The following is a 24,011-nucleotide window of genomic DNA, read 5'->3' as shown; positions in this document are numbered from 1 at the left end:
GACCCATCCTCTCCACTCACGAGAAACGGGCCCGCCCCCGACAGGGAACGGGCCCGCTCGACGAACCTGGGATCAGGCTCAGGCGTTCTTCTCGCCGTCACCAGCCGCTTCCGCGGCGGGCTCGGCGGCTTCCTCGGCCGGAGCCTCGGCAGCCTCGTCGGACTTGGCCTCGACAGCCTCGTCCTTCTTGAGGGCGTCTTCCTTGACCGCGCGCTTGGTGGCGGCCTCGGCCTCGGCCACGGTCGCCTTCTTCGCGATCTCGCCCTCGACGAGCTCGATCACGGCCATCGGGGCGTTGTCGCCACGACGGTTGCCGATCTTGGTGATACGGGTGTAGCCACCCGGACGCTCGGCGTAACGCGGAGCGATCTCGGTGAAGAGCGTGTGCACGATGCCCTTGTCCGTGATCGTCTGCAGCACCAGGCGACGGTTGTGGATGTCGCCCTTCTTCGCCTTGGTGATCAGGCGCTCGGCGACCGGACGCAGGCGGCGGGCCTTGGCCTCGGTCGTGGTGATGCGGCCGTGCTCGAACAGCGACTTCGCCAGGTTCGCGAGAAGCAGCTTCTCGTGAGCGGCGCTGCCACCGAAACGGGCTCCCTTGGTGGGACGCGGCATGGGGTTTCTCCTTGTGATCTGCACCGGCCGTGTCAGGTACCGGTGTCAGTGCCCTCCTGGCGGTCGCCGGAGGGTGTGCGGGGGGACGACGCCCCCCGCAAGCCTTCTCAGTACTGCTCGGTCTCGACGAAGCCCGCGTCCGCGTCGTCGTCGGCGCCGAAGGCGTCGGCGGCGGCGGTCGGGTCGAATCCGGGCGGGCTGTCCTTGAGCGCCAGGCCCATGCCGGCCAGCTTCGCCTTGACCTCGTCGATCGACTTCGCACCGAAGTTGCGGATGTCGAGCAGGTCGGCCTCGGAGCGCGCCACGAGCTCACCCACGGAGTGGATGCCCTCACGCTTGAGGCAGTTGTACGAACGAACGGTGAGTTCGAGCTCCTCGATCGGCAGCGCCAGGTCGGCGGCGAGGGCGGCGTCCGTCGGGGACGGGCCCATGTCGATGCCCTCGGCGTCGATGTTGAGCTCGCGGGCCAGACCGAACAGCTCGACCAGGGTCTTGCCGGCGGACGCCATGGCGTCACGCGGGCGCATGGCCTGCTTGGTCTCGACGTCGACGATCAGCTTGTCGAAGTCGGTGCGCTGCTCGACTCGGGTCGCCTCGACCTTGTAGGTGACCTTGAGGACCGGGGAGTAGATGGAGTCGACCGGGATGCGGCCGATCTCCTGGCCCACCTGCTTGTTCTGCACGGCGGAGACGTAGCCGCGACCGCGCTCGACGGTCAGCTCCATCTCGAGCTTGCCCTTGCCGTTGAGCGTGGCGAGCACCAGGTCGGGGTTGTGCACCTCGACACCGGCCGGCGGGGCGATGTCCGCGGCGGTCACCAGGCCGGGGCCCTGCTTGCGCAGGTACATCACGACGGGCTCGTCGTGCTCCGAGGAGACGACGAGCTGCTTGATGTTGAGGATGAGGTCGGTGACGTCCTCCTTGACGCCCGGCACGGTGGTGAACTCGTGCAGGACACCGTCGATGCGGATGGACGTGACGGCCGCACCCGGGATCGAGGAGAGAAGCGTACGGCGGAGGGAGTTGCCGAGCGTGTAGCCGAAGCCCGGCTCCAGGGGCTCGATGACGAACCGCGAGCGGTACTCGTCGACGACCTCTTCGGTCAGCGAGGGGCGCTGAGCGATAAGCATGGTGTGTTTCCTTCAGTCGTGGACGCCCGCTATTTGACGTCCTCTGATACAGGGTACGGGCGGTACGCCCCTTTCGGGTCGTACCGCCCGGAACACCTGGTCAAGCAGACAAGCAGCCGTGCGTCAGACGCGGCGGCGCTTGGGGGGACGGCAGCCGTTGTGCGGCGTGGGGGTGACGTCCTGGATCGAGCCGACCTCGAGGCCGGTGGCCTGGAGGGAGCGGATCGCGGTCTCACGGCCGGAGCCGGGACCCTTGACGAAGACGTCGACCTTGCGCATGCCGTGCTCCTGCGCGCGGCGGGCGGCCGACTCGGCGGCCATCTGCGCGGCGAAGGGGGTGGACTTGCGCGAGCCCTTGAAGCCGACGTGGCCGGCGGAGGCCCAGGAGATCACGTTGCCGGTCGGGTCCGTGATGGACACGATCGTGTTGTTGAACGTGCTCTTGATGTGCGCGTGGCCGTGAGCGACGTTCTTCTTTTCCTTGCGGCGCACCTTCTTGGCAGCGCCCTGACGACCCTTGGGGGGCATCTATAACTCCTACGGGAGGTGGTCGGTCCTACAGCGAAGACCGTGGACAGTCGTCCGCTGTGGACTACTTCTTGCCCGGCTTCTTCTTACCGGCGATGGCGCGACGCGGGCCCTTGCGGGTACGGGCGTTCGTGCTGGTGCGCTGGCCGTGGACCGGCAGGCCGCGGCGGTGACGCAGACCCTGGTAGCAGCCGATCTCGACCTTGCGGCGGATGTTGGCCTGGACGTCGCGACGGAGGTCGCCTTCCGTCTGGAAGTTGGCGTCCACGTACTCGCGGATCTTGATCAGATCCTCTTCGGCCAGGTCACGAACGCGGACGTTCGGGTCGACACCGGTGGCGGCGAGGGTCTCCTGGGACCGGGTGCGCCCGATGCCGAAAACGTAGGTAAGGGCGACCTCAATACGCTTGTCGCGCGGGAGGTCAACGCCTTCAAGGCGTGCCATTCATGGCTCCTGATGTAGTCGGAGGTCTTCCGCAGAGCCGTTCCGTGGCCGCCGCCCCTTGAACAGGAGAGGGAGGTACGGACCAGGTCCCCGGCCTCCACCGGAGGTGTCGCCGACCATGACGGTCAGGCGGGCTCTGCGTATGTACGTGCTTACGTGCGTCGCGCGATGAACTGCGAGTGCAGGTGGTCGTGCGTCAGCCCTGGCGCTGCTTGTGGCGCAGGTTGTCGCAGATGACCATGACCCGGCCGTGACGGCGGATCACCTTGCACTTGTCGCAGATCTTCTTGACGCTCGGCTTGACCTTCATGGGATGTGAGGTTCTCCGGGTCAGTGCCGACACCCCGCGAAGGGGTCGACAAGATCTACTTGTACCGGTAGACGATCCGGCCACGCGTCAGGTCGTACGGAGAGAGCTCCACGACGACCCGGTCGTCCGGGAGGATACGGATGTAGTGCATCCGCATCTTGCCGGAGATGTGCGCGAGGACTTTGTGACCGTTCTGGAGCTCCACCTTGAACATGGCGTTCGGGAGAGACTCGATCACGGTGCCCTCGATTTCGATGGCACCTTGCTTCTTGGCCACGCTTCGCCCTTCGAATCGGCTACCTTGATCGACTCCCGTTCCGGGTGCGGACACACGGATGCACGAGAGCCGACGCATCAGTCTACGTCAGGCCCATCGAAAAGACGAATCCGCCAAGTCTGCCCAACGAACAAGATCGTTGAACGCTGCTCAGGCCAGCGGATCGGGCGCCGCGGTCACGCCCAGCTCGGCCAGCTTCGCCCTGCCGCCGTCGCGGGCCGTGAGGACCAGCGGCCCCTCCTCCGTCAGCGCGACCGAGTGCTCCCAGTGGGAGGACCACGTGCCGTCGGTGGTGACGACGGTCCAGTCGTCGGCGAGGACCTCCGTGCGCGCCGTGCCGAGAGAGACCATCGGCTCGATCGCGAGGCAGAAACCGGGCACCAGCTTCGGGCCGCGACCGCGCTTGCGCGAGACGTAGTTCAGCAGGTGCGGGTCCATGTGCATCTCGGTGCCGATGCCGTGGCCGCCGTAGTCCTCGATGATCCCGTACTTGCCGGTCGCGGGGCGCGGCTGCCGGCGGATGTAGGTCTCGATGGCGCGGGAGATGTCGACGAGCCGGTTGCCGCTCCTCATGGCGGCGATCCCGGCCCACATCGACTCCTCGGTCACCCGGGAGAGCTCGAGGAGCTCCGGAGCGTGACCGGTGCCCACGAAGGCGGTGTAGGCGGCGTCGCCGTGCCAGCCGTCGATGATCGCGCCGCAGTCGATGGAGATGATGTCGCCGTCCTTGAGGACGGTCTTGTCGTCCGGGATGCCGTGGACGACGACCTCGTTGACGGAGGCACAGATGGTCGCGGGGAAGCCGCCGTAGCCGAGGAAGTTCGACTTGGCACCGTGGTCGGCGAGCACCTTGCGGGCGACCTCGTCGAGGTCCTTGGTCGTGGCGCCGGGCACCGCGGCCTTGCGGGTCGCCTCGTGGATGGCGGCGACGACCAGTCCCGCCTCGCGCATCTTCGCGATCTGCTCGGGGGTCTTGATCTGCACCATGTGCGGCTCGCGCCTTTCTCAACAACGGGTTCTGGGTCAATCAACGATACGGCCGCGGCGTCCGAAGGACACCGCGGCCGTAACTCACAGACTTGTGCGGACGAAGCTCGGGGCTAGGCGGCCTTGTCCACCTTCAGCGCCTCCATGGCACGGTCGGTCACATCGTTGACCTTGCCGAGCGCGGAGATGGTGACCACCAGGTTCTGGGCCCGGTAGTAGTCGATGATCGGCTCGGTCTGCGTGTGGTAGACCTCGAGCCGCTTGCGCACCGTCTCCTCGGAGTCGTCGTCGCGCTGGTACAGCTCGCCGCCGCACTCGTCGCAGACGCCCTCGGTCTTGGGCGGGGTGTACGTCGCGTGGAAGACGTGCGCGCTGTTGTTGCGGCACACGCGCCGGCCCGCGATCCGCTTGACGACCTCGTCCTCGGGGACCTCCAGGTCGAGAACCGCGTCCAGCTTGACGCCCTCGCCGGAGAGCATCCCGTCCAGTGCCTCGGCCTGCCCCACGTTCCGCGGGAAACCGTCCAGCAGGAAGCCGTTCACCGCGTCCGGCTGGGACATGCGGTCCTTGGCCATCCCGATGGTCACCTCGTCCGGGACCAGGTTGCCGGCGTCCATGTACGCCTTGGCCTGCTTCCCCAGCTCCGTACCCTGAGAGATGTTGGCGCGGAAGAGGTCGCCCGTGGAGATGTGCGGGATCGACAGGTTCTTGGCGAGGAACGCGGCCTGCGTTCCCTTGCCGGCACCGGGCGGTCCGACGAGGACGATTCGCATCAGCGGAGGAACCCTTCGTAATTGCGCTGCTGGAGCTGGCTCTCGATCTGCTTCACGGTCTCCAGACCCACACCCACGATGATGAGGATGCTCGTCCCGCCGAACGGGAAGTTCTGGTTCGCGCCGAAGCCCGCCAACGCCATCGTCGGGACAAGAGCGATCAGGCCCAGATACAGCGAGCCCGGCCACGTGATCCTGTTGAGCACGTAACTGAGGTACTCGGCAGTAGGTCGACCGGCCCGGATACCCGGGATGAAGCCACCATACTTCTTCATATTGTCGGCGACTTCTTCGGAGTTGAACGAGATCGCCACATAGAAGAAGGCGAAGAACACGATCAACAGGAAGTACGTGGCGACATAGAGGGGCTTGCCGTCGATGAAGTACTGCTGGATCCATGTACCCCAGGCGGAAGTGCTTCCGCCCGCACTGAATTGGACCACGAGCATCGGGATGTAGAGCAGCGACGAGGCGAAGATCACAGGGATGACACCCGCCTGGTTGACCTTCAGTGGAATGTAGGTCGACGTGCCGCCGTAGGACCTGCGACCGATCATCCGCTTCGCGTACTGGACCGGAATTCTGCGCTGTGCCTGCTCCACGAAGACGACCAGGCCGACCATCACGAACCCGACCAGCATGACCACGGCGAACTCGATCCAGCCGCCGGCGAGCTTGCCCTGCTGCTTGATGGCCCACAGGGCGCCCGGGAATCCGGCCGCGATCGAGACGAACATCAGGATGGACATGCCGTTGCCGATGCCGCGGTCCGTGATCAGCTCACCGAGCCACATGACCGCCGCCGTGCCCGCCGTCATCGTGATCACCATGGTGACGATCACGAAGATCGACTTGTCGGGGACGATCCCACTGGCGACCGGGCAGCCCGTGAACAGCGCACCGCTCCGGGCCGTGGCGACCAGGCCGGTGCCCTGCAGCACCGCGAGGGCGACCGTGAGGTAGCGCGTGTACTGCGTGATCTTCGCCGTTCCCGACTGCCCTTCCTTCTTCAGGGCTTCCAGCCGGGGGATGACCACCGTCAGCAGCTGCAGGATGATGCTCGCGGTGATGTACGGCATGATGCCGAGCGCGAACACCGTAATCTGCAGCAGGGCGCCGCCACTGAACAGATTGGCCAGACCGAGGAGGTTGTTGCCCTTCGCGGTCTGATCGACACAGATCTGTACGTTCTGGTAGTCGACACCAGGAATCGGAACGGCAGCGCCGAGCCGGTACACCGCGATCATGGCGAGGGTGAAGAGCAGTTTCTTGCGCAGGTCGGGCGTCTTGAACGCCCGGGCGAACGCGGTGAGCACGGTGCCTCCTGCGACCCCCGCGTTGCGCGCGAGAGGTAACGGTTTGGTAAGTGAGTAGATACCGAACACGGCAGCCCGCGCCACGAGCGCAGACTGCCGGGACTCTAACAGCGGCTACCATACCCGGCCCCACGGCGAGCGTGAAACGTCGCCGGGCCCGTCAACCCCGTCCCGGTCACCGGTGGCCCTCCCGGTGTCGGACATCCGACTTCGGTCGGGGACCCGTCCCGGCCAGGAGCCGTGATGACACGGCATGCCGCCCCCATACGACTGTTCGATCAGTTCCGGACCCACCGGCCGGAACCGCTCGTCGCAACGACCGTCATTCCGGCGGACCACCCGCGAAGAGGGCACTCACCGTCGTGGGCGTCGCCCCGCCGACGGGCGCCATCACCGCCACGGCCGGGACCGCAGGACCTCCGGACCGCCGGAGTCCGCCGCGCCGCAGGCCGCCACCTCGCGGTGCACCCGCCGCGGAAGGAGAACACGGCGAGCACCCGCCGGTGGCGCGGAGCCGGCGGGAGACGCCACGGGAATGCGTAGGACGTGCACCGACCTCGGCGGCCCCTGTCCGGCCGGATCGTCCAGATCAAGCGACCGGCCGGCGCGATCAGCTCCGCGATCAGCGGCACCCGGATCAGCCGGTGCTCCGCTCTCCCGCGGTGGCGAGCGGGCAGCCGACTTGCAGGCCCTCCACCGGGCGTCCTGAACCGGAACGTCAGGCTGCTCAGTTGACTGTGCATGTGCAACCGGCGCTGCTACGCCTTGATCACCCGGCGGCGGGCCGGAGGAACGACGCCCGCCCTCGGCAGCGATCGGGAAGTGGGGGAACGAGCACGCCACACCATGCGCAGGCCCTTGTCCTCGTCGTCGACGGCACCCGACCCGCGCGCTCGGCATCATCCGGATCGCCGAGGAGTTCTCGTACGTGAAGGCGATCAGCACCTGCGCCTTCAGCGGCCTGGGCGGGGCGGTCGACCGCGCCTTCCCGGACCTCGTCCTGCTCGGCGCGGCCGACTCACCCGACGGCGACCCGACCACCGTCGTCCGGCCGCGGGTGGGGAACCGCGCCGTCCGCTTCATGTCCGTCGGCCATCCGGCCCGTACACGCATCACGCCGTCCAGCGTCCCGGCCGGTTTCCACGGATTCCTGCCCGGCACGGCTCCGCCGGAGGACTGCGACCGCGCCCTGTCCGACGCCCTCGCGGGATGCACGCACGGCTCCCGCGACATGGCGGAGGAGCCGATCGAGTACCGCACGAGTTCCCTCAGCCGGCACCCGCGGGAACGGCAGGGTCTCGACCCCCTGCCCGACGGGATGAGCAACCGCCGCATCGCGGCTCCCCGGGCATCAAGGGGACCACGGTGAAGAGGTACGTGAGCCGGCCACCGGCCAAGCGCGAGGTCGGAAGCGCGCTCCAGGCATCCCTCAGGTCCCGGGGGCCCGCCACGACCGCGGCCCGACGGCCGCCATGCACGCAAAAAGCCCGGCCGGCTCCCCGAGGGGAACCGGCCGGGCTCAGTGCTGTCGAACCGGGCTCAGACGAGCTCGGTGACGGTGCCGCCGGCGGCGGCGATCTTCTCCTTGGCGGAGCCGGAGACGGCGTCGACCGTCACCTGCAGCGCCACGGAGATCTCGCCCTGGCCGAGGACCTTGACGAGGCTGTTCTTGCGCACGGCACCCTTGTCGACCAGGTCGGCAACGGTGACCTCGCCACCCTCGGGGTAGAGGGCCGCGAGCTTGTCCAGGTTCACGACCTGGTACTCGGTGCGGAACGGGTTCTTGAAGCCCTTGAGCTTCGGGAGACGCATGTGGAGGGGCATCTGCCCACCCTCGAAGCGCTCCGGAACCTGGTAGCGGGCCTTGGTGCCCTTGGTGCCACGACCTGCCGTCTTACCCTTCGACGCCTCACCACGACCGACACGGGTCTTGGCGGTCTTGGCGCCCGGGGCGGGACGGAGGTTGTGGACCTTCAGCGGGTTGTTCTCCGCCATGTCAGTCGACCTCCTCGACCGTCACGAGGTGGCGGACGGTCTGCACCATTCCGCGGAACTCGGGGCGGTCCTCCTTGACGACCACGTCGTTCAGGCGCTTGAGCCCGAGCGAACGCAGGGTGTCACGGTGGTTCTGCTTGCTGCCGATGTACGACTTCGTCTGCGTGATCTTGAGGCGAGCCATTACGCACCCGCTCCCGCACGCGCACGCAGCAGAGCCGCGGGGGCGACGTCCTCGAGGGGCAGACCACGGCGAGCCGCGATCTCCTCGGGACGCTGCAGGCCCTTGAGGGCCGCCACGGTCGCGTGCACGATGTTGATCGCGTTGTCCGAGCCGAGCGACTTCGACAGGATGTCGTGCACGCCCGCGCACTCGAGCACGGCACGCACCGGGCCACCGGCGATAACACCGGTACCGGGGGAAGCCGGCTTGAGCAGGACGACGCCGGCAGCCTTCTCACCCTGGATCGGGTGAGGGATCGTGCCCTGGATACGGGGGACCTTGAAGAAGTTCTTCTTGGCCTCCTCAACACCCTTGGCGATGGCGGCCGGCACCTCCTTGGCCTTGCCGTAACCGACGCCTACCGTGCCGTCACCGTCACCCACCACGACGAGCGCGGTGAAGCTGAAGCGACGACCACCCTTGACAACCTTGGCGACGCGGTTGATCGCGACAACGCGCTCAACGTACGCGGTCTTCTCGGTGGCAGCTGCGCCACCGTCGCGACCCTTCCGGTCCCGCCGCTCGCCGCCACCGGCACCGCTTCCGCGGCGCTGGGGTCCAGCCATTGGAATTACCTCTCTCTGTTACGTCCGTTAGTCCCGGAACCGGGGCTCAGAACTTCAGCCCGGCCTCGCGGGCGGCGTCAGCCAGAGCGGCAATGCGCCCGGCGTACCTGTTGCCACCACGGTCGAACACGACAGTCTCGACGCCTGCGGCCTTGGCGCGCTCGGCGACCAGGGCGCCGACCTGCTTGGCCTGCGCGGACTTGTCACCCTCGCCACCGCGGATCGAAGTGTCCAGGGTCGACGCCGACGCAAGGGTGTGACCCTTGAGGTCGTCGATGACCTGAGCAACGATGTTGCGGTTGGAACGCGTCACGACGAGGCGCGGACGCTCCGCCGTACCCGACACGTTCTTGCGGATGCGGACGTGACGGCGCTGCTTCGCGGCGCGCTTGTAGGCGTCGCCCTTAGCGATCTTCGTGCCGTATGCCATTGCTTACTTACCCGCCTTTCCGACCTTGCGGCGGATGACCTCGCCCGCGTACTTGACGCCCTTGGCCTTGTACGGGTCGGGCTTGCGCAGCTTGCGGATGTTAGCGGCGACCTCGCCGACCTTCTGCTTGTCGATGCCCTCGACCGAGAACTTGGTCGGCGACTCGACCTTGAAGGAGATGCCCTCGGGCGCCTCCACCAGGATCGGGTGGCTGTAGCCGAGCTGGAACTCCAGGTTGGAGCCCTTCGCGGCCACGCGGTAACCGACACCGCTGATCTCGAGCGCCTTCGTGTATCCCTGGGTCACACCGGTGATCATGTTCGCCACCAGCGTGCGGGACAGGCCGTGCAGGGCCTTGTTCTGACGCTCGTCGTTGGGACGGGTGACGTTGAGCACGCCCTCCTCGCCCTTAACAATCTCGATCGGCGCGGCGACGGTGTGCGTGAGGGAGCCCTTGGGACCCTTCACCGCGACCGTGCGGCCATCGATGGTGACGTCCACACCGGCGGGAACCTGGATGGGGAGCTTGCCGATTCGCGACATGAGCTATTCCTCCGTTCCCGACTACCAGACGTAGGCGAGGACTTCCCCACCCACGCCCTTCTTCTGTGCCTGCTGGCCGGTCAGGAGACCGTGGGACGTGGAGATGATCGCCACGCCCAGGCCGCCGAGAACCTTCGGCAGGTTGGTGGACTTCGCGTAAACGCGCAGACCCGGCTTGGAGATGCGCTTGATGCCAGCGATCGAACGCTCACGGTTCGGGCCGAACTTCAGCTCCAGGACGAGGTTCTTGCCGACTTCGGCGTCCTCGACCTTCCAGCCGGTGATGAAACCCTCCTGCTGGAGAATCTCGGCGATGTGCGACTTGATCTTGCTGTGCGGCATCACCACGGAGTCGTGGTACGCCGAGTTCGCGTTACGCAGACGCGTCAGCATGTCTGCGATCGGATCAGTCATGGTCATGAATTGGCCTTCGGCCTCTCTCGCCGGGGTTTCCTGTATGCGCCATCCCTCTCCCCGCACAGAGGCGGGACGGGTGCGGCACGGGGACCTACGGCGTAGTAAGTCGTACGGGCGGCAGACGCCCAACCCTCCCAGCCTAAGCCATGGAGAGAAGGGCCCCTGCCAACCCTCTGCTTACCGAGAGACTCCGGTTTTCCCGATTAAGGGATTACCAGGAGCTCTTGGTCACGCCCGGCAGCTCGCCACGGTGAGCCATCTCACGAAGGCACACGCGGCAGAGGCCGAACTTGCGGTAGACGGAGTGCGGACGGCCGCAGCGCTGGCAGCGGGTGTACGCACGCACACCGAACTTGGGCTTACGAGCAGCCTTGGCAATGAGAGCCTTCTTCGCCATCTCGCTTACGCCTCCTTGAACGGGAAGCCGAGGTGACGAAGGAGCGCGCGGCCCTCAGCGTCGTTGGTCGCCGTGGTGACCACGGTGATGTCCATACCCCGGACGCGGTCGATCTTGTCCTGGTCGATCTCGTGGAACATGACCTGCTCCGTGAGACCGAAGGTGTAGTTGCCACGGCCGTCGAACTGCTTGGGGGACAGGCCGCGGAAGTCGCGGATGCGCGGCAGCGCGAGCGACAGGGTGCGGTCCAGGAACTCCCACATGCGGTCGCCACGGAGCGTGACGTGGGCACCGATCGGCTGGCCCTCACGCAGCTTGAACTGCGCGATGGACTTGCGGGCCTTGGTCACGGCCGGCTTCTGACCGGTGATCGTGGTGAGGTCGCGAATCGCGCCGTCGATCAGCTTGGAGTCGCGGGCGGCGTCGCCCACACCCATGTTGACCACGATCTTGACGAGGCCCGGGACCTGCATGACGTTCTCGTAGGAGAACTCCTCACGCAGCTTGCCCACGATCTCCTCGCGGTACTTCGTCTTCAGACGCGGAGTGGTGGTGGTAGCCATCAGATGTCCTCACCCGTCCGCTTGGCAACGCGGATCTTGTTGCCTTCGTCGTCGAAGCGGTAACCGACGCGGGTCACGACCTTCTTGCCGTCCTTCTCCACGACGAGCTGAACATTGCTCACGTGGATGGGGGCCTCAGTGGTGACGATGCCACCGGTCTGCGAACCACGAGCGGTCTGGCCGGCCTTGGTGTGCTTCTTGACCCGGTTGACACCCTCGACCAGGACGCGGTCCTCGCGGGGGAAGGACTGAATGACCTTGCCCTGCTTGCCCTTGTCCTTGCCGGTGATGACCTGTACCAGGTCGCCCTTCTTGATCTTCATGCTTACAGCACCTCCGGCGCGAGCGAGATGATCTTCATGAACTTCTTCTCGCGCAGCTCACGACCCACCGGGCCGAAGATACGGGTGCCGCGAGGGTCGCCGTCGTTCTTCAGAATGACGGCGGCGTTCTCGTCGAAGCGGATGTACGAGCCGTCCTGACGACGACGCTCCTTGACGGTGCGAACGATGACCGCCTTGATGACGTCACCCTTCTTCACGTTGCCACCGGGGATCGCGTCCTTGACGGTGGCGACAATGACGTCACCGATGCCCGCGTAGCGGCGACCGGAGCCACCGAGAACACGGATGCAAAGGATCTCCTTGGCACCAGTGTTGTCGGCGACGCGCAGTCGCGACTCCTGCTGGATCACGTCTATCTCCTGATTGTCTGCCGGTTCCCGGCGGGGGCTGCCCTCTTAGAAGGGCAGGCCCCCACCGAGCCTGGCGGAACGAACTCGAAGGGTTACCCCTTCAAGCAATTACTTGGCCTTCTCGAGGATCTCGACGATGCGCCAGCGCTTGGTCGCCGACAGCGGACGCGTCTCCATGATGAGGACGCGGTCGCCGACGCCGGCAGCGTTCTGCTCGTCGTGCGCCTTGAGCTTGTTGGTACGGCGGATGACCTTGCCGTACAGCGCGTGCTTCACACGGTCCTCGACGGCGACGACGACGGTCTTGTCCATCTTGTCGCTGACGACCAGACCCTCACGGGTCTTGCGGAAACCGCGGGCGGTCTTGTCTTCAGTCACGTTGCTCTCGCTCATCAGGCGCTCTCCACCGTCTCGATGCCCAGCTCGCGCTCACGCATCAGGGTGTAGATCCGGGCGATGTCCTTGCGGACGGCCTTCAGCCGGCCGTGGTTCTCGAGCTGACCGGTCGCCGCCTGGAAGCGGAGGTTGAACAGCTCTTCCTTGGCCTCGCGGAGCTTGGCAACAAGCTCCTCGTTGCCCAGCTCACGCAGCTCGGATGCCTTGGTACCGGTCGACATCACGCTTCACCTGCCTCGCGCTTGACGATCCGGCACTTCATCGGCAGCTTGTGGGCCGCGCGAGTCAGAGCCTCACGTGCAATCTTCTCGTTCGGGTAGGACAGCTCGAACATGACCCGGCCCGGGTGCACGTTCGCGACCCACCACTCGGGGGAACCCTTACCGGAACCCATGCGGGTCTCGGCGGGCTTCTTGGTCAGCGGGCGGTCCGGGTAGATGTTGATCCAGACCTTGCCGCCACGCTTGATGTGGCGGGTCATCGCGATACGAGCCGCCTCGATCTGGCGGTTGGTCACGTACGCCGGAGTCATGGCCTGGATGCCGTACTCGCCGAACGCAACCGTCGTACCACCCTTGGCCATACCGCGGCGCTTCGGGTGGTGCTGCTTGCGGTGCTTGACCCTACGGGGGATCAGCATTTCGGTCAGGCCTCCGTTCCGGTGCTCTCAGCAGCCGGAGCGGCAGCGGCGGAAGCGTCGGCCTTGGGGGCCTCGGCTGCCGGCGCAGACTGCTGCGGCTTGCGACCGCGACCGCCACGCTCGCCGCCACCGCGGCCACCACGGCCGGCCGGGCGGTCAGCGCCACCACGGGCCGGGCGGTTGCCGGCACGGGCAGCGGCGTTCTCGGCGCGGACCTCGGCGATGTTCTTGACGTCGCCCTTGTAGATCCAGACCTTCACACCGATACGGCCGAAGGTCGTCTTGGCTTCGAAGAAGCCGTAGTCGACGTTCGCGCGGAGCGTGTGCAGGGGCACACGGCCCTCGCGGTAGAACTCCGAGCGGGACATCTCGGCACCGCCGAGGCGACCGCCACACTGGATCTTGATGCCCTTGGCGCCGGCCTTCATCGAGCTCTGCATGCTCTTACGCATGGCACGACGGAAGGAGACGCGGGAGGACAGCTGCTCGGCGACGGCCTGGGCCACCAGCTGAGCGTCCACCTCGGGGTTCTTGACCTCGAGGATGTTCAGCTGGACCTGCTTGCCGGTCAGCTTCTCCAGCTCGCCACGGATGCGGTCGGCCTCGGCGCCACGGCGACCGATGACGATGCCCGGGCGGGCGGTGTGGATGTCGACGCGGACGCGGTCGCGGGTGCGCTCGATCTCAACCTTCGAGATACCGGCACGCTCCATGCCCTTCGTCATCATGCGACGAATGGCAACGTCTTCCTTGACGTAGTCCTTGTACAGCTTGTCGGCGTACCAGCGGGACTTGAAGTCCGTGGTGATACCGAGCCGGAACCCGTGCGGGTTTACCTTCTGGCCCATTACCGGGTTCCTTCCTTGCTGCTGACGACCACGGTGATGTGGCTGGTCCGCTTACGGATCCGGTAGGCACGGCCCTGAGCACGCGGACGGAACCGCTTCAGGGTCGGACCCTCGTCCACGTACGCCTCGCTGATGACCAGCGAAGAGGCGTCGGTGTGGTCGTAGTTGTGCGCGGCGTTGGCAATGGCGCTGTCCAGCACCTTGCCGACCGGCACGCTCGCGGCCTGCGGGGCGAAACGCAGGACCGCCTGAGCCTCCGTGGCATCCATGCCACGGATGAGGTCCACCACTCGGCGGGCCTTCATGGGCGTGACGCGGATGTACCGCGCCTGGGCCCTGGCTTCCATGGTTGTCCCTTCGGTGTAAGTCATGAGTCGTTCCACCCCGCGTTAGCGGCGCTTCGACTTCCGGTCGTCCTTGACGTGGCCGCGGAAGGTGCGAGTCGGCGAGAACTCGCCGAGCTTGTGGCCGACCATGGACTCGGTGACGAACACCGGGACATGGGTCTTGCCGTTGTGCACCGCGATCGTGTGGCCCAGCATGGCCGGGACGATCATCGAGCGACGGGACCAGGTCTTGATGACGTTCTTGGTGCCTGCTTCGTTCTGCGTGTCCACCTTCTTGATCAGGTGGTCGTCGACGAAGGGCCCCTTCTTGAGACTGCGCGGCATCTAAACCCGCTCCTAGCGCTTCTTGTTCGTCTTGCGGCGGCGGACGATGTACTTGCTGCTCGCCTTCTTGGGAGAGCGAGTACGACCCTCCTTCTGACCCCACGGGGAGACCGGGTGGCGACCACCGGAGGTCTTGCCCTCACCACCACCGTGCGGGTGGTCAACCGGGTTCATCGCGACACCGCGGACGGTCGGGCGGACGCCCTTCCAGCGCAGACGGCCGGCCTTGCCCCAGTTGATGTTCGACTGCTCGGCGTTGCCGACCTCGCCGACCGTGGCGCGGCAGCGGATGTCGACCAGGCGAATCTCGCCGGACGGCATACGCAGGTGGGCCATCCGGCCCTCCTTCGCCAGCAGCTGCACGGAGGCACCCGCGGAACGGGCGAACTTCGCGCCGCCGCCGGGCCGCAGCTCGATGGCGTGGATGGTCGTACCGACCGGGATGTTGCGCAGCGCCAGGTTGTTGCCGGGCTTGATGTCGGCGCCGGGGCCGTTCTCGACCCGGTCGCCCTGGCTCAGGCCACGCGGGGCGATGATGTAGCGCTTCTCGCCGTCCGCGTAGTGCAGGAGCGCGATGCGCGCGGTGCGGTTGGGGTCGTACTCGATGTGAGCGACCTTCGCCGGCACGCCGTCCTTGTCGTGACGACGGAAGTCGATCACGCGGTAGGCGCGCTTGTGGCCACCGCCCTGGTGTCGGACGGTCACACGACCGGTGTTGTTACGGCCGCCCTTGCTGTGCAGAGGGCGGACCAGCGACTTCTCCGGCGTGGACCGCGTGATCTCGACGAAGTCGGCGACGCTGGAGCCACGACGGCCCGGAGTCGTCGGCTTGTACTTGCGGATACCCATTTCTCAGTCCTCGTCCGATATCGGACGACTCGACCTCCGTCAGGAGGCCGGGCCGCCGAAGATGTCGATACGGTCGCCCTCGGCAAGGGTCACGATGGCGCGCTTGGTGTTGGCGCGCTTGCCGAAACCGGTGCGGGTGCGCTTGCGCTTGCCCTGACGGTTGATCGTGTTGACCCCGGTGACCTTGACCGAGAAGACCGCCTCGACGGCCTGCTTGATCTGGGTCTTGTTGGAGCCGGGCGCGACGATGAACGTGTACTTGTTCTCGTCGAGCAGGGCGTAGCTCTTCTCGGAGACCACGGGCTTGACGAGAACGTCGCGCGGGTCCGTGAAGGTCTTGCTGGTGATCGTGGCCTCGGACATCAGACCTCGCTCCCTTCAGTGTCGTTGGCGGCCTTGGGGCCGGACACGAAGGTCTCGAAGGCGGCCTGGGTGAAGACCACGTCGTCGGAGACGAGCACGTCGTACGTGTTCAGCTGGCCCGGCTCCAGGATGTGCACCTGGGGCAGGTTGCGGGCGGACAGCCACGCGGCTTCGTCGGCGCGGTCGACGACCAGGAGCAGGTTCTTGCGCTCACTGATCTTGCCGAACAGCGTCTTCGCCGCCTTGGTGGAGACCTCGCCCTCGACCACGCCGGAGACGACGTGGATGCGGGAGTGGCGGGCCCGGTCGGTGAGGGCACCGCGCAGGGCGGCGGCCTTCATCTTCTTCGGGGTCCGCTGCGAGTAGTCACGCGGCACGGGGCCGTGGACGACGCCACCGCCGGCGAACTGAGGCGCACGGGTCGAACCCTGACGGGCGCGGCCGGTGCCCTTCTGGCGGTAAGGCTTCTTGCCACCACCGCGGACCTCGCCACGCGTCTTGACCTTGTGCGTGCCCTGACGGGCAGCGGCCAGCTGCGCGACGACGACCTGGTGGATCAGCGGGATGCTGACCTTGGCGTCGAAGATCTCGGCCGGGAGCTCAACGGTCCCGGACTTGTCGCCTGCGGGCGACAGAATGTCAATGGTGCTCATAGTCCTCAGGCCCCCTTGGCCGCAGTGCGGACCAGGACCAGGCCGCCGTTCGGACCGGGTACTGCGCCCTTGATGAGGAGCAGGCCCTTCTCCGCGTCAACGGCGTGAACGGTCAGGTTCTGGGTGGTGACCCGCTCGTTGCCCATACGGCCCGCCATGCGGAGGCCCTTGAACACACGGCCCGGGGTGGCACAGCCACCGATGGAGCCGGGAGAGCGGTGCTTGCGCTGGGTGCCGTGACCGGCGCCGAGGCCCTTGAAGTTGTGACGCTTCATGACACCGGCGAAGCCCTTGCCCTTGCTCTTGCCCGTGACGTCGACCTTGACGCCGGACTCGAACACCTCGGCAGTGATCTCCTGGCCCAGCGTGTACTCGCTGGCGTCAGGGGTGCGGAGCTCCACCAGGTGGCGGCGGGGGGTCACGTCGGCCTTGGCGAAGTGGCCCTTGAGGGGCTTGTTCACCTTGCGAGGGTCGATCTCGCCGAAGGCGATCTGGACCGACTCGTAGCCGTCGATGTCGTTCGTGCGGACCTGGGTGACGACGCAGGGCCCGGCCTTGACTACGGTCACCGGGACGACGCGGTTGTTGTCGTCCCAGACCTGGGTCATGCCGAGCTTCTCGCCCAGGACGCCCTTGATCTGCTTAGCCATCTCTTCCGCGCCTCTCAGAGCTTGATCTCGATGTCGACGCCGGCCGGAAGGTCCAGGCGCATCAGCGAGTCAACGGTCTTGGGCGTCGGGTCGAGGATGTCGATCAGGCGCTTGTGCGTGCGCATCTCGAAGTGCTCGCGCGAGTCCTTGTACTTGTGCGGCGACTTGATGACGCAGTACACGTTCTTCTCAGTGGGCAGCGGCACCGGGCCCGCGACCGACGCACCAGTGCGGGTCACCGTCTCGACGATCTTCTTCGCCGAGGAGTCGATGACCTCGTGGTCGTAGGCCTTGAGCCGGATGCGGATCTTCTGTCCCGCCATGGCTACTCAGTAGTCCTTTGTCTAGTGAAACGCTCTGGAACCCGGAGGGTCCTGCTCTCTTCTCCGACCCACGCGGTCGGGCGTGTCGCACTCCCTCTACGCAGATCTCCCGAAGGATTTCCCAACCAAGGGGGTGCGGCCTACGGCCGCGTATCGAGGGAAGAGCTCCCGCCGAGTGCCTGGCCGGCACCCCGCTGACACTTCCCGGAAGATTCCCGTACGTCCGCCCCTGCCTCGTCTTATTCGAGAAGCGTGGGGCGACGAGTACTGTGGGACTCGCTTCCGGTCCTCCCGGCGGGAGGCGCGCAGCATCGGTACTCAACCGAGCAACCCGGACAGTCTGCCATACGGTTCCTCGCCCTGGCCAATCGAGCCGAGAAGAGTACCCCGCAAGGGTTGATCGTCAAACAGCGGCACGCGCGCTCCCCCTCCGGACGATCATCAGGTACGGGTCACCGTGCCGCACTCGTGGTCGTCGCCGACTGCCTCCCTGCTCCGGTCGTACGGGTCCACCGCGGGCCCCGAGGGGGTCGGCTCCCCGACGAGATCTGCCGGGAACTGCGGCCGGAAGAATCCCTTCCGCTCTTCGCACGCGTCGTTCCCCACGTCCGCCGCCCACTGGGTGACGACGAGCTTTCCGCGCGTCGTGATCACCCTGGCCGGGTCGTAGAGGGCGAAGGTCATGGCGCGCCGCACGATGGTCCGCGCCACCTCGGTCGCACCGGGCTCCGCCTTCACCATCGGGTAGACGAAGGAGTAGTCGGTACTGACCAGCACCCCCTTGTCGCCGTCGGCCTTGAACGTCATCCGGCCCCGGGTCTTCACCACGGTCCCGACCAGGCGGACGTGGCCGGGGTCGAAGCGGCTGAAGACCAGGGTGGGATCGTCCTGCCCGTCCGGCTCGGCCAGGGCCTTCTCCAGATGACCCCGCCCGTCCTTCTGGAGCGGGTCGAGCATCCTGAGAGCGGCCTTCGGTGGCTCGCCCCTGAGCGTGGCCGGGTCGATGTTGGCGGCGACGAGGAACTTCTTGACGCTCTCCAGCGCGTACGCGACCTGCTTCTTGCTCATGCCGCCCACGGCCTTGGCCTCCGGCAGCACGATCCCGGCCGCGCCGTCGGCCCAGCGCAGGGCGGGCGACCCGCGGAACGGCTCCTTGATCGTCGGGCTGTCCGGAAACACGTCCTCGGGCGGCGCGGTCGTCGGCCGGGCCGTTTCCGGAGCGAGCGGCACGGCGGCGACATCGCTCGCGCCGCCGTCCGGCAGATGATCGGTGACCAGCTCGGGCTTGACCGCCACCACGGCGAGCCCGGCCAGCGCGAGCACGGCGACCGCGGACGTCACACGCTTGCGCCGCGCCTTCGCCCCGTTCATCTCCTGCCAGGCCGGCCCGGTCCGCCAGCCCGGCGGCTGGGCAGGCGCCTTCGACTTCCGCCCCCAGCGCCGCCCGCTCTGGCTGGCGGCCTCCGCGTCCTGCGCGCGCAGCCGCTCGGTCACCATCCGGGCCCGGGCGGACGGCTCCTTCGGAGCGTCGGCCGCGGCCTCCGCGTCACGGAGGAACCGCGACCATTCCTCGTCGGAGACACCGGGTCCGTCGCCGGACCGGTTCTCCGGCTGGTTCTTGCTCACTGTGCCCGCCTCGCAGATGTGGTGCTGTCGTGCACATTCCACGAAGGTGATCACCCCGGGGGCAAGGGCCGGGTCCGTACCGTGATGATCGTGTGACGCCCCTGATGCCACAGGTGAGGCCCGGTGGCGGGCGCGACCTCGCCTCGCGGGCTCCGGCGGCGCGCCACGGGCGAGGGCACGCCGCACGAGGTGTCCGTCACGGCCCTTGGCACGAAGGCCCCCGCCGCAGGGCCCGGCCTGTCAGCGCTCCGACGCGTACGCCACGAACGCCGCCCAGGCGGCGGACGTGACGGCGAGGCCGGGCCCGGGGACGCACTTGGAGTCACGGACACGGACTGCGTCGGGGGCGGTCGCGACCTCGACGCAGTCGGCTTCGCTGCCGTTGCCGCTGTAGCTGCTCTTACGCCACTCCTGCGCGAAGCCGCCGTCCGCAGGCGTCATGCGGGTCATGTTTCTCCCAGCAATTGCTCGATGAAGGCCAGTGACTCCCGTGGGGCGAGAGCCTGGGACCGGATGATGCCATACCTCAGTTCGAGAACCTGAAGCTGTTTCGGGTCGGAAACCGGCCGGCCGTTGAAGGCTCCTTCCGAGCGGCCCACCGCCGTCCCGTCGCCGAACTTCAGGACTTCGATTCCGCCGTCCACTCCGGCGTGCTCCTCGCACTCGTTCAGCATCACCTGAAGGGTGACGCTGCGCAACTGGCCTACTTCCAGGAGTCGTTCGAGCTGCCGCCGCAGAACCGCCCTTCCGCCGAGTGGGCGCCGCAGCCGCGCCTCTTCCAGAACGAAGCTGAGCACCGGGGCAGGGGACCGGTCAAAGATCGACCGCCGGGCCATACGTCCGGCCACCGCACGCTCGATCTCGTCCTCCTGGTACGGAGGCTGGCGCATCCCGAAGAGCGCACGGGCGTACTCCTCGGTCTGCAGCAGACCGTGCAGATCGTGACTCCCGTAAGCCAACAACTCGACGGTCTTGGCCTCCATACGCGCCAGGTCCCGGACCTTCTTCGGGTAGCGGACCTCCGCGACGTCCTTCTTCATCGCGGCGATCAGACCACCCGCCCCCAACACCTCGTCCGCCTTGTCCAGGTACTCCGGGCGCGGGATCCGCTTACCGGCCTCGACCTTGTAGACCAGGTCCTCGCCGTACCCGATCGCCGTGCCGAACTCGCCCGCCCGCATGCCCGCCGCCTCGCGGCGCAGCCGCAGCTGGCGGCCCACCGCCGCGACGACCGCCGCACCCGACTCGTCCTCCGGGTCGACCTCCCAACCCGGCTCGTCCGCCTCCGCGTTGGCCCCGCCCGTTTCCACCGACACCCGCACCCACCTCCGACGTGCTGCCGTACCTGGACGCCCCCATACCCGTACCGCCGCTCCGGACAGGCCCGACAGCACCGGACAAGCCCTGGACAGTGACCGTACGTACCCGGTTCGTCACTGTTCAGCGTAGGCACGGTCCGCCACGCTGAGTGACGTGAACGAGAAGACCACCCAACTCATCTCCCCCACGCATCACTTCACGGTGATCCTGTCCCCCACGCCTCGCGGGGCGCGTCTCGCCCGACTGCTCACCGTGGCGCAACTGCGCAGCTGGGGCATGCCGTCCCGCGTGACCGACGCCGCCCGGCACATCGTCGCCGAGCTTGCCGCGAACGCCTCGACCCACGGCCGGCTGCGCGGCCGGGACTTCCTCCTCGCACTGTTCACCACCGCGGGCGACCAGGCGCTGCGCATCGAGGTGACCGACACCCGGGGCGACCGCCTCCCGAACGTCGCGCCCCGCCCACCGGCCGACGACGAGGAGTCCGGACGCGGCCTGCTGCTGGTCGAGGCCCTGTCCGACCGGTGGGGCGTGGTCACCGGGCCCGTCCCCCGCAAGACCGTGTGGGCCGAGCTGGAGCTCGCACGGGAACCAGCTCGCTCCTTCGGGTGAACGACCCCGACTCCGCACGTCTCGTGCTGCTTCGGCTGCCTACGCTCACCGGAGGGCATTTGCCAGTGGCATGTGCCATCGACGCCACATGTGAGGACCCGCATGGTCAGTTCGCCCCATGAGGCGATGCACCGCATCTTCCAGGAATACCCGGGGCTCTTCTCCGGCGTCTCCGAGGTGCTGGGCATCGACTTCGCCCCACCCACCTCCGTCACGGTCCTGCCCACGGACCTCACCGAAACCCAGCCCGTCGAACGCCGGGTCGACACTCTCTTACGGCTGGACACCGAGGACGACGCCCCCTTCCTCCTTGCGGTCGAAGCACAGGGCAAGAAGGACCCGTCCAAGCCGGCCAGCTGGGCGTACTACTTGTCCTACCTGTACACGAAGTACCGGCTGCCGCCCGTACTGCTGGTCGTGTGCCAGGACCGCCCGACCGCCGAGTGGGCATCCCGGCCCGTCGACATCGGCCCCCCGCAGTGGGCCGCACTCACCCTGCGCCCGCTCGTAGCCGGGCCGCACAACATGCCGGTGATCACCAACGCGGCCGAGGCCCGCAAGGACCTGGCTCTGGCCACTCTGTCCGCGATCACACATGCCGTCGATCCGGACATCGGTGCCATACTCAAAGCAGTGTCAGCCGCGCTGCGGGACGCACCGGAAACCATCGCCGACCCCATCGTCGAACTCATCGCACAAGGCTTGGGCAAACTACCGGCCGCGCAACTGTGGAGGAATCTGGTGGCTGTGGACCTTTCGTTCTACAAATCTCCGCTGTCCGAGGAAATCCGCGACGAAGGACGAGCCGAAGGCCGGGCCGAAGGACGAGCCGAAGGCGAAGCGCGGAGCCTCCTTCTTGTGCTGGAGCGACGTGGCATCCCCGTCCCGAACGACATCCGCGAACGCATCACCGGCTGTGCCGACCCCAACCTGCTGCTCGAGTGGCTCGGGCGCGCTGTCACCGCCGCCACGGCCGAGGAGATCTTCACCGGTGAAGAACAGGACGACGGTCAGCGGCGTCGTGACGCGGACGACGAGCTGACGGCACTCGGTCAGGACAAGAGCCTGTCCTGAGCACCCGTTCCCGATCCGCCCGGCGGACGCCTTCCCGTTGATCCACTCCCGCGGTCATCGCCATCAGGGGATATTCGGTCGATCGCCCCGCCCCGCGCTCCTACAGTGACGGGCACGTCATCGACACGGGGGCTCGGTCACCATGCGTACGCACTACCCACGCACCCGGCATCTGCCGTGGTCGCCCGGGGCGACGGCGGACGATGTCCGGGTCACCGACCTGTCCGGGCTGCGCGGCCGTGAGGTCGTCGTCACGGAGAAGCTGGACGGCGAGAACACCACCCTGTACCGCGACGGGCTGCACGCCCGCTCGCTCGACTCCGCGCACCATCCGTCCCGGACATGGGTCAAGGCGCTGCAGGGGCGGATCGGGCACCACATCCCCGAGGGCGGGCGGGTGTGCGGGGAGAACATGTTCGCCCGGCACTCGATCGCCTACGACGATCTGGACAGCTACTTCTACGGCTTCTCCGTGTGGGACGAACTCGGCTGGTGCCTGGACTGGGACCGGACCGTCCGCTTCCTGCGCGATCTCGGGATTCCGGTGCCGCGCGTGCTGTGGCGCGGGGTCTTCGACGAGCGGGCCGTGCGGGCGCTGAAGCTGGATCTCGGGCGGCAGGAGGGATACGTCGTCCGGACCGCCGACGGCTTCATGGCCCAGGAGTTCGCGCAGCGGGTCGCCAAGTGGGTGCGGGCCGGACATGTGCGGACCGATACGCACTGGATGCACGCTGCCGTCGTGCCCAACACCCTTGGGCCCGGAGCCGCGCTGTGGGACGTACGGTCCGGGGCGCCGGTCGACGTGACGACGCCGGATGAGGGGGACGCCGCCGCCGTCGCGCGACTGGACCTGGGCGGACGGACCGGGGACGCCCGGCTCGCCGGCGTACTGGCCGCGCTGCTGCACCGGGAGCGGCGGGGCGCGCTGGCACCGAAACTGACACCGGCGCTCGGGCTGCCACTCGCTCGGCGCGTCGCGGACCTCGTCGGCCTTCAGTCGGCGCTGCACCGGCCGTACCCGGACGAGGACCGCCGCGCGGGCCTGGTGCGGATGTCGTACGCCGCCGACCTAGGTGTTCTGCATGCCGTCGCGGCGTCGACGGCCGAGACGGCGGAGGCCCGGGAGCAGGTGGCCTGGTCCGCGCTGCACGCCGAGGAGATCGATCCCTTGTCCGGCCTGGCGGAGGCGTTCGCCGGTCTGGAACCGGCCGCCGCCGCCCGCTGCCGGGCCGAGGCACGCCAGGCGTACGCGGACGGGCGGATCGGCAGCGCCGAGGAGGCCGTCGCGGCGACCTGGCGGTGGCGGGACGGCGACTTCCCGCGGCTGATCCACCTGGTCGGCCCGTCCGGCAGCGGCAAGAGCACCTTCGCGCGGAGCCTCGACGAGATCGACGCGTACGTGTCCCTCGACGACCTCCGCGCCGCGCGCGGCTCCCGCGCCGACCAGAAGGCCAACGACGAGGTGCTGCGCGCGGGGCTCGACCGGCTCGACACCGCCCTGGCCACCGGCGGGACCGTGGTGTGGGACGCCACGTCGCTGAGTCCGCGGCAGCGTTCCCTGGTCCACGCGGTCGCCCGCCGCCGGGACGCGCTGACCACCCACGCCGTGGTGCTGGTCGCCGAGGACGAGCTGGTCCGCCGCAACGAGAAGAGGGAGCACCCCGTGCCGCCGCAGGTGCTGACCGCCCAGCTGCACCGGTTCGTGCCGCCGTACCCGGGCCAGGCGCACCGCACCTGGTACATCGGGGCGAGCGGGACCGTGGAGGAGGAGGCGTAG

At 67.7% G+C, this 24,011-nt stretch carries 37 protein-coding genes; 4 read left to right on the top strand and 33 right to left on the bottom strand.

Going from position 1 to position 24,011, the window contains the following annotated elements:
- Window positions 1–78: 78 nt before the first annotated feature.
- From rplQ to secY, 9 genes are all read right to left on the bottom strand, one after another.
- The gene (gene rplQ / locus AB0903_RS06300) at window positions 79–615 is read right to left on the bottom strand and encodes a 50S ribosomal protein L17 (RefSeq protein WP_366699502.1); all 537 of its coding nucleotides are present in this window, start codon (window positions 613–615) and stop codon (window positions 79–81) included.
- A gap of 107 nt (window positions 616–722) precedes the next feature.
- Entirely contained in the window at window positions 723–1,745 is a 1,023-nt protein-coding gene (locus AB0903_RS06295; protein ID WP_003956430.1) for a DNA-directed RNA polymerase subunit alpha, read from the bottom strand.
- Window positions 1,746–1,868: 123 nt separating this feature from the next.
- Entirely contained in the window at window positions 1,869–2,273 is a 405-nt protein-coding gene (gene rpsK, locus AB0903_RS06290; protein ID WP_003948617.1) for a 30S ribosomal protein S11, read from the bottom strand.
- 64 nt (window positions 2,274–2,337) lie between these two features.
- A complete protein-coding gene (gene rpsM / locus AB0903_RS06285; protein WP_366699500.1) occupies window positions 2,338–2,718 on the bottom strand; it encodes a 30S ribosomal protein S13 in 381 nt (126 codons plus the stop codon).
- A gap of 196 nt (window positions 2,719–2,914) precedes the next feature.
- The gene (gene rpmJ, locus AB0903_RS06280) at window positions 2,915–3,028 is read right to left on the bottom strand and encodes a 50S ribosomal protein L36 (RefSeq protein ID WP_003956441.1); all 114 of its coding nucleotides are present in this window, start codon (window positions 3,026–3,028) and stop codon (window positions 2,915–2,917) included.
- Between the two features lie 55 nt (window positions 3,029–3,083).
- Entirely contained in the window at window positions 3,084–3,305 is a 222-nt protein-coding gene (gene infA / locus AB0903_RS06275; RefSeq protein WP_003956442.1) for a translation initiation factor IF-1, read from the bottom strand.
- A gap of 150 nt (window positions 3,306–3,455) precedes the next feature.
- Window positions 3,456–4,292 (bottom strand): type I methionyl aminopeptidase, encoded by an 837-nt coding sequence (gene map / locus AB0903_RS06270; protein ID WP_366699498.1) that lies wholly within the window; start codon window positions 4,290–4,292, stop codon window positions 3,456–3,458.
- Window positions 4,293–4,405: 113 nt separating this feature from the next.
- Window positions 4,406–5,065 carry an adenylate kinase gene (locus AB0903_RS06265; RefSeq protein WP_366699496.1) on the bottom strand — a complete coding sequence of 220 codons (660 nt, stop codon included), beginning with the start codon at window positions 5,063–5,065 and terminating at the stop codon, window positions 4,406–4,408.
- The gene (secY, locus tag AB0903_RS06260) at window positions 5,065–6,381 is read right to left on the bottom strand and encodes a preprotein translocase subunit SecY (RefSeq protein ID WP_366699494.1); all 1,317 of its coding nucleotides are present in this window, start codon (window positions 6,379–6,381) and stop codon (window positions 5,065–5,067) included. The genes AB0903_RS06265 and secY overlap by 1 nt, the downstream gene beginning before the upstream one ends.
- A gap of 928 nt (window positions 6,382–7,309) precedes the next feature.
- Between secY and AB0903_RS06255 the strand changes: the two genes are divergently transcribed.
- Window positions 7,310–7,750, top strand: coding sequence for a hypothetical protein (locus AB0903_RS06255; protein ID WP_366699490.1), 441 nt, complete (start codon window positions 7,310–7,312; stop codon window positions 7,748–7,750).
- Between the two features lie 170 nt (window positions 7,751–7,920).
- On the opposite strand, the gene rplO is transcribed toward AB0903_RS06255, so the two are convergent.
- The 24 genes from rplO to AB0903_RS06135 all read right to left on the bottom strand — a co-directional run bounded on the left by rplO (window position 7,921) and on the right by AB0903_RS06135 (window position 20,544).
- The gene (gene rplO / locus AB0903_RS06250; RefSeq protein ID WP_264246569.1) at window positions 7,921–8,376 is read right to left on the bottom strand and encodes a 50S ribosomal protein L15; all 456 of its coding nucleotides are present in this window, start codon (window positions 8,374–8,376) and stop codon (window positions 7,921–7,923) included.
- 1 nt (window position 8,377) lies between these two features.
- On the bottom strand, window positions 8,378–8,560 hold the full coding sequence (gene rpmD, locus AB0903_RS06245; protein WP_053682614.1) for a 50S ribosomal protein L30: 183 nt from the start codon (window positions 8,558–8,560) through the stop codon (window positions 8,378–8,380).
- Complete coding sequence (gene rpsE, locus AB0903_RS06240) at window positions 8,560–9,165, bottom strand: 30S ribosomal protein S5 (RefSeq protein ID WP_366699487.1); 606 nt, start codon at window positions 9,163–9,165, stop codon at window positions 8,560–8,562. The genes rpmD and rpsE overlap by 1 nt, the downstream gene beginning before the upstream one ends.
- 46 nt (window positions 9,166–9,211) lie before the next feature.
- Entirely contained in the window at window positions 9,212–9,595 is a 384-nt protein-coding gene (gene rplR / locus AB0903_RS06235) for a 50S ribosomal protein L18 (RefSeq protein ID WP_366699485.1), read from the bottom strand.
- A 3-nt stretch (window positions 9,596–9,598) separates the two neighbouring features.
- Complete coding sequence (rplF, locus tag AB0903_RS06230) at window positions 9,599–10,138, bottom strand: 50S ribosomal protein L6 (RefSeq protein WP_005313535.1); 540 nt, start codon at window positions 10,136–10,138, stop codon at window positions 9,599–9,601.
- Between the two features lie 21 nt (window positions 10,139–10,159).
- Window positions 10,160–10,558 carry a 30S ribosomal protein S8 gene (gene rpsH, locus AB0903_RS06225; protein WP_005313538.1) on the bottom strand — a complete coding sequence of 133 codons (399 nt, stop codon included), beginning with the start codon at window positions 10,556–10,558 and terminating at the stop codon, window positions 10,160–10,162.
- Between the two features lie 208 nt (window positions 10,559–10,766).
- On the bottom strand, window positions 10,767–10,952 hold the full coding sequence (locus tag AB0903_RS06220; protein ID WP_003956452.1) for a type Z 30S ribosomal protein S14: 186 nt from the start codon (window positions 10,950–10,952) through the stop codon (window positions 10,767–10,769).
- Between the two features lie 5 nt (window positions 10,953–10,957).
- Window positions 10,958–11,515 carry a 50S ribosomal protein L5 gene (gene rplE, locus AB0903_RS06215; RefSeq protein ID WP_366699483.1) on the bottom strand — a complete coding sequence of 186 codons (558 nt, stop codon included), beginning with the start codon at window positions 11,513–11,515 and terminating at the stop codon, window positions 10,958–10,960.
- A complete protein-coding gene (gene rplX / locus AB0903_RS06210; protein ID WP_366699481.1) occupies window positions 11,515–11,838 on the bottom strand; it encodes a 50S ribosomal protein L24 in 324 nt (107 codons plus the stop codon). Before rplX ends, rplE begins: the two co-directional genes overlap by 1 nt.
- Before the next feature lie 2 nt (window positions 11,839–11,840).
- Complete coding sequence (gene rplN, locus AB0903_RS06205) at window positions 11,841–12,209, bottom strand: 50S ribosomal protein L14 (protein WP_023539336.1); 369 nt, start codon at window positions 12,207–12,209, stop codon at window positions 11,841–11,843.
- A gap of 108 nt (window positions 12,210–12,317) precedes the next feature.
- Window positions 12,318–12,602 (bottom strand): 30S ribosomal protein S17, encoded by a 285-nt coding sequence (gene rpsQ / locus AB0903_RS06200; RefSeq protein WP_005313575.1) that lies wholly within the window; start codon window positions 12,600–12,602, stop codon window positions 12,318–12,320.
- A complete protein-coding gene (gene rpmC / locus AB0903_RS06195; RefSeq protein WP_142214203.1) occupies window positions 12,602–12,826 on the bottom strand; it encodes a 50S ribosomal protein L29 in 225 nt (74 codons plus the stop codon). The genes rpsQ and rpmC overlap by 1 nt, the downstream gene beginning before the upstream one ends.
- Window positions 12,826–13,245: a 50S ribosomal protein L16 gene (gene rplP / locus AB0903_RS06190; protein WP_005313579.1), complete on the bottom strand. Its 420-nt coding sequence runs from the start codon at window positions 13,243–13,245 to the stop codon at window positions 12,826–12,828. Before rplP ends, rpmC begins: the two co-directional genes overlap by 1 nt.
- A 5-nt stretch (window positions 13,246–13,250) precedes the next feature.
- Entirely contained in the window at window positions 13,251–14,093 is an 843-nt protein-coding gene (gene rpsC, locus AB0903_RS06185; RefSeq protein ID WP_366699478.1) for a 30S ribosomal protein S3, read from the bottom strand.
- Window positions 14,093–14,440 carry a 50S ribosomal protein L22 gene (gene rplV / locus AB0903_RS06180; protein WP_004571827.1) on the bottom strand — a complete coding sequence of 116 codons (348 nt, stop codon included), beginning with the start codon at window positions 14,438–14,440 and terminating at the stop codon, window positions 14,093–14,095. The genes rpsC and rplV overlap by 1 nt, the downstream gene beginning before the upstream one ends.
- Before the next feature lie 42 nt (window positions 14,441–14,482).
- Window positions 14,483–14,764: a 30S ribosomal protein S19 gene (rpsS, locus tag AB0903_RS06175; protein ID WP_264246576.1), complete on the bottom strand. Its 282-nt coding sequence runs from the start codon at window positions 14,762–14,764 to the stop codon at window positions 14,483–14,485.
- Between the two features lie 12 nt (window positions 14,765–14,776).
- The gene (gene rplB / locus AB0903_RS06170) at window positions 14,777–15,613 is read right to left on the bottom strand and encodes a 50S ribosomal protein L2 (protein ID WP_366699476.1); all 837 of its coding nucleotides are present in this window, start codon (window positions 15,611–15,613) and stop codon (window positions 14,777–14,779) included.
- A 39-nt stretch (window positions 15,614–15,652) separates the two neighbouring features.
- The gene (gene rplW / locus AB0903_RS06165; protein WP_366699474.1) at window positions 15,653–15,976 is read right to left on the bottom strand and encodes a 50S ribosomal protein L23; all 324 of its coding nucleotides are present in this window, start codon (window positions 15,974–15,976) and stop codon (window positions 15,653–15,655) included.
- Complete coding sequence (rplD, locus tag AB0903_RS06160; protein WP_366699472.1) at window positions 15,976–16,629, bottom strand: 50S ribosomal protein L4; 654 nt, start codon at window positions 16,627–16,629, stop codon at window positions 15,976–15,978. The genes rplW and rplD overlap by 1 nt, the downstream gene beginning before the upstream one ends.
- 5 nt (window positions 16,630–16,634) lie before the next feature.
- Window positions 16,635–17,279: a 50S ribosomal protein L3 gene (gene rplC, locus AB0903_RS06155; protein ID WP_356898595.1), complete on the bottom strand. Its 645-nt coding sequence runs from the start codon at window positions 17,277–17,279 to the stop codon at window positions 16,635–16,637.
- 14 nt (window positions 17,280–17,293) lie between these two features.
- A complete protein-coding gene (gene rpsJ / locus AB0903_RS06150) occupies window positions 17,294–17,602 on the bottom strand; it encodes a 30S ribosomal protein S10 (RefSeq protein WP_003948644.1) in 309 nt (102 codons plus the stop codon).
- 441 nt (window positions 17,603–18,043) lie between these two features.
- Complete coding sequence (locus AB0903_RS06145) at window positions 18,044–19,228, bottom strand: hypothetical protein (RefSeq protein ID WP_366699470.1); 1,185 nt, start codon at window positions 19,226–19,228, stop codon at window positions 18,044–18,046.
- Between the two features lie 240 nt (window positions 19,229–19,468).
- Window positions 19,469–19,678 (bottom strand): DUF397 domain-containing protein, encoded by a 210-nt coding sequence (locus AB0903_RS06140; RefSeq protein WP_366699468.1) that lies wholly within the window; start codon window positions 19,676–19,678, stop codon window positions 19,469–19,471.
- Entirely contained in the window at window positions 19,675–20,544 is an 870-nt protein-coding gene (locus tag AB0903_RS06135; RefSeq protein ID WP_366699466.1) for a helix-turn-helix transcriptional regulator, read from the bottom strand. Before AB0903_RS06135 ends, AB0903_RS06140 begins: the two co-directional genes overlap by 4 nt.
- A 157-nt stretch (window positions 20,545–20,701) precedes the next feature.
- Between AB0903_RS06135 and AB0903_RS06130 the strand changes: the two genes are divergently transcribed.
- The 3 genes from AB0903_RS06130 (at window position 20,702) to AB0903_RS06120 (ending at window position 24,011) form a co-directional block, all read left to right on the top strand.
- Window positions 20,702–21,160, top strand: a complete 459-nt coding sequence (locus tag AB0903_RS06130; protein WP_366699464.1) for an ATP-binding protein — start codon at window positions 20,702–20,704, stop codon at window positions 21,158–21,160.
- 102 nt (window positions 21,161–21,262) lie between these two features.
- A complete protein-coding gene (locus AB0903_RS06125) occupies window positions 21,263–22,234 on the top strand; it encodes a hypothetical protein (RefSeq protein ID WP_366699462.1) in 972 nt (323 codons plus the stop codon).
- 142 nt (window positions 22,235–22,376) lie between these two features.
- The gene (locus AB0903_RS06120; RefSeq protein ID WP_366699460.1) at window positions 22,377–24,011 is read left to right on the top strand and encodes an RNA ligase family protein; all 1,635 of its coding nucleotides are present in this window, start codon (window positions 22,377–22,379) and stop codon (window positions 24,009–24,011) included.

This window comes from Streptomyces sp. NPDC048389 (genome assembly GCF_040706335.1).
Taxonomy (GTDB): Bacteria; Actinomycetota; Actinomycetes; order Streptomycetales; family Streptomycetaceae; genus Streptomyces.
This window is presented reverse-complemented; position numbering and strand designations above follow the sequence as displayed.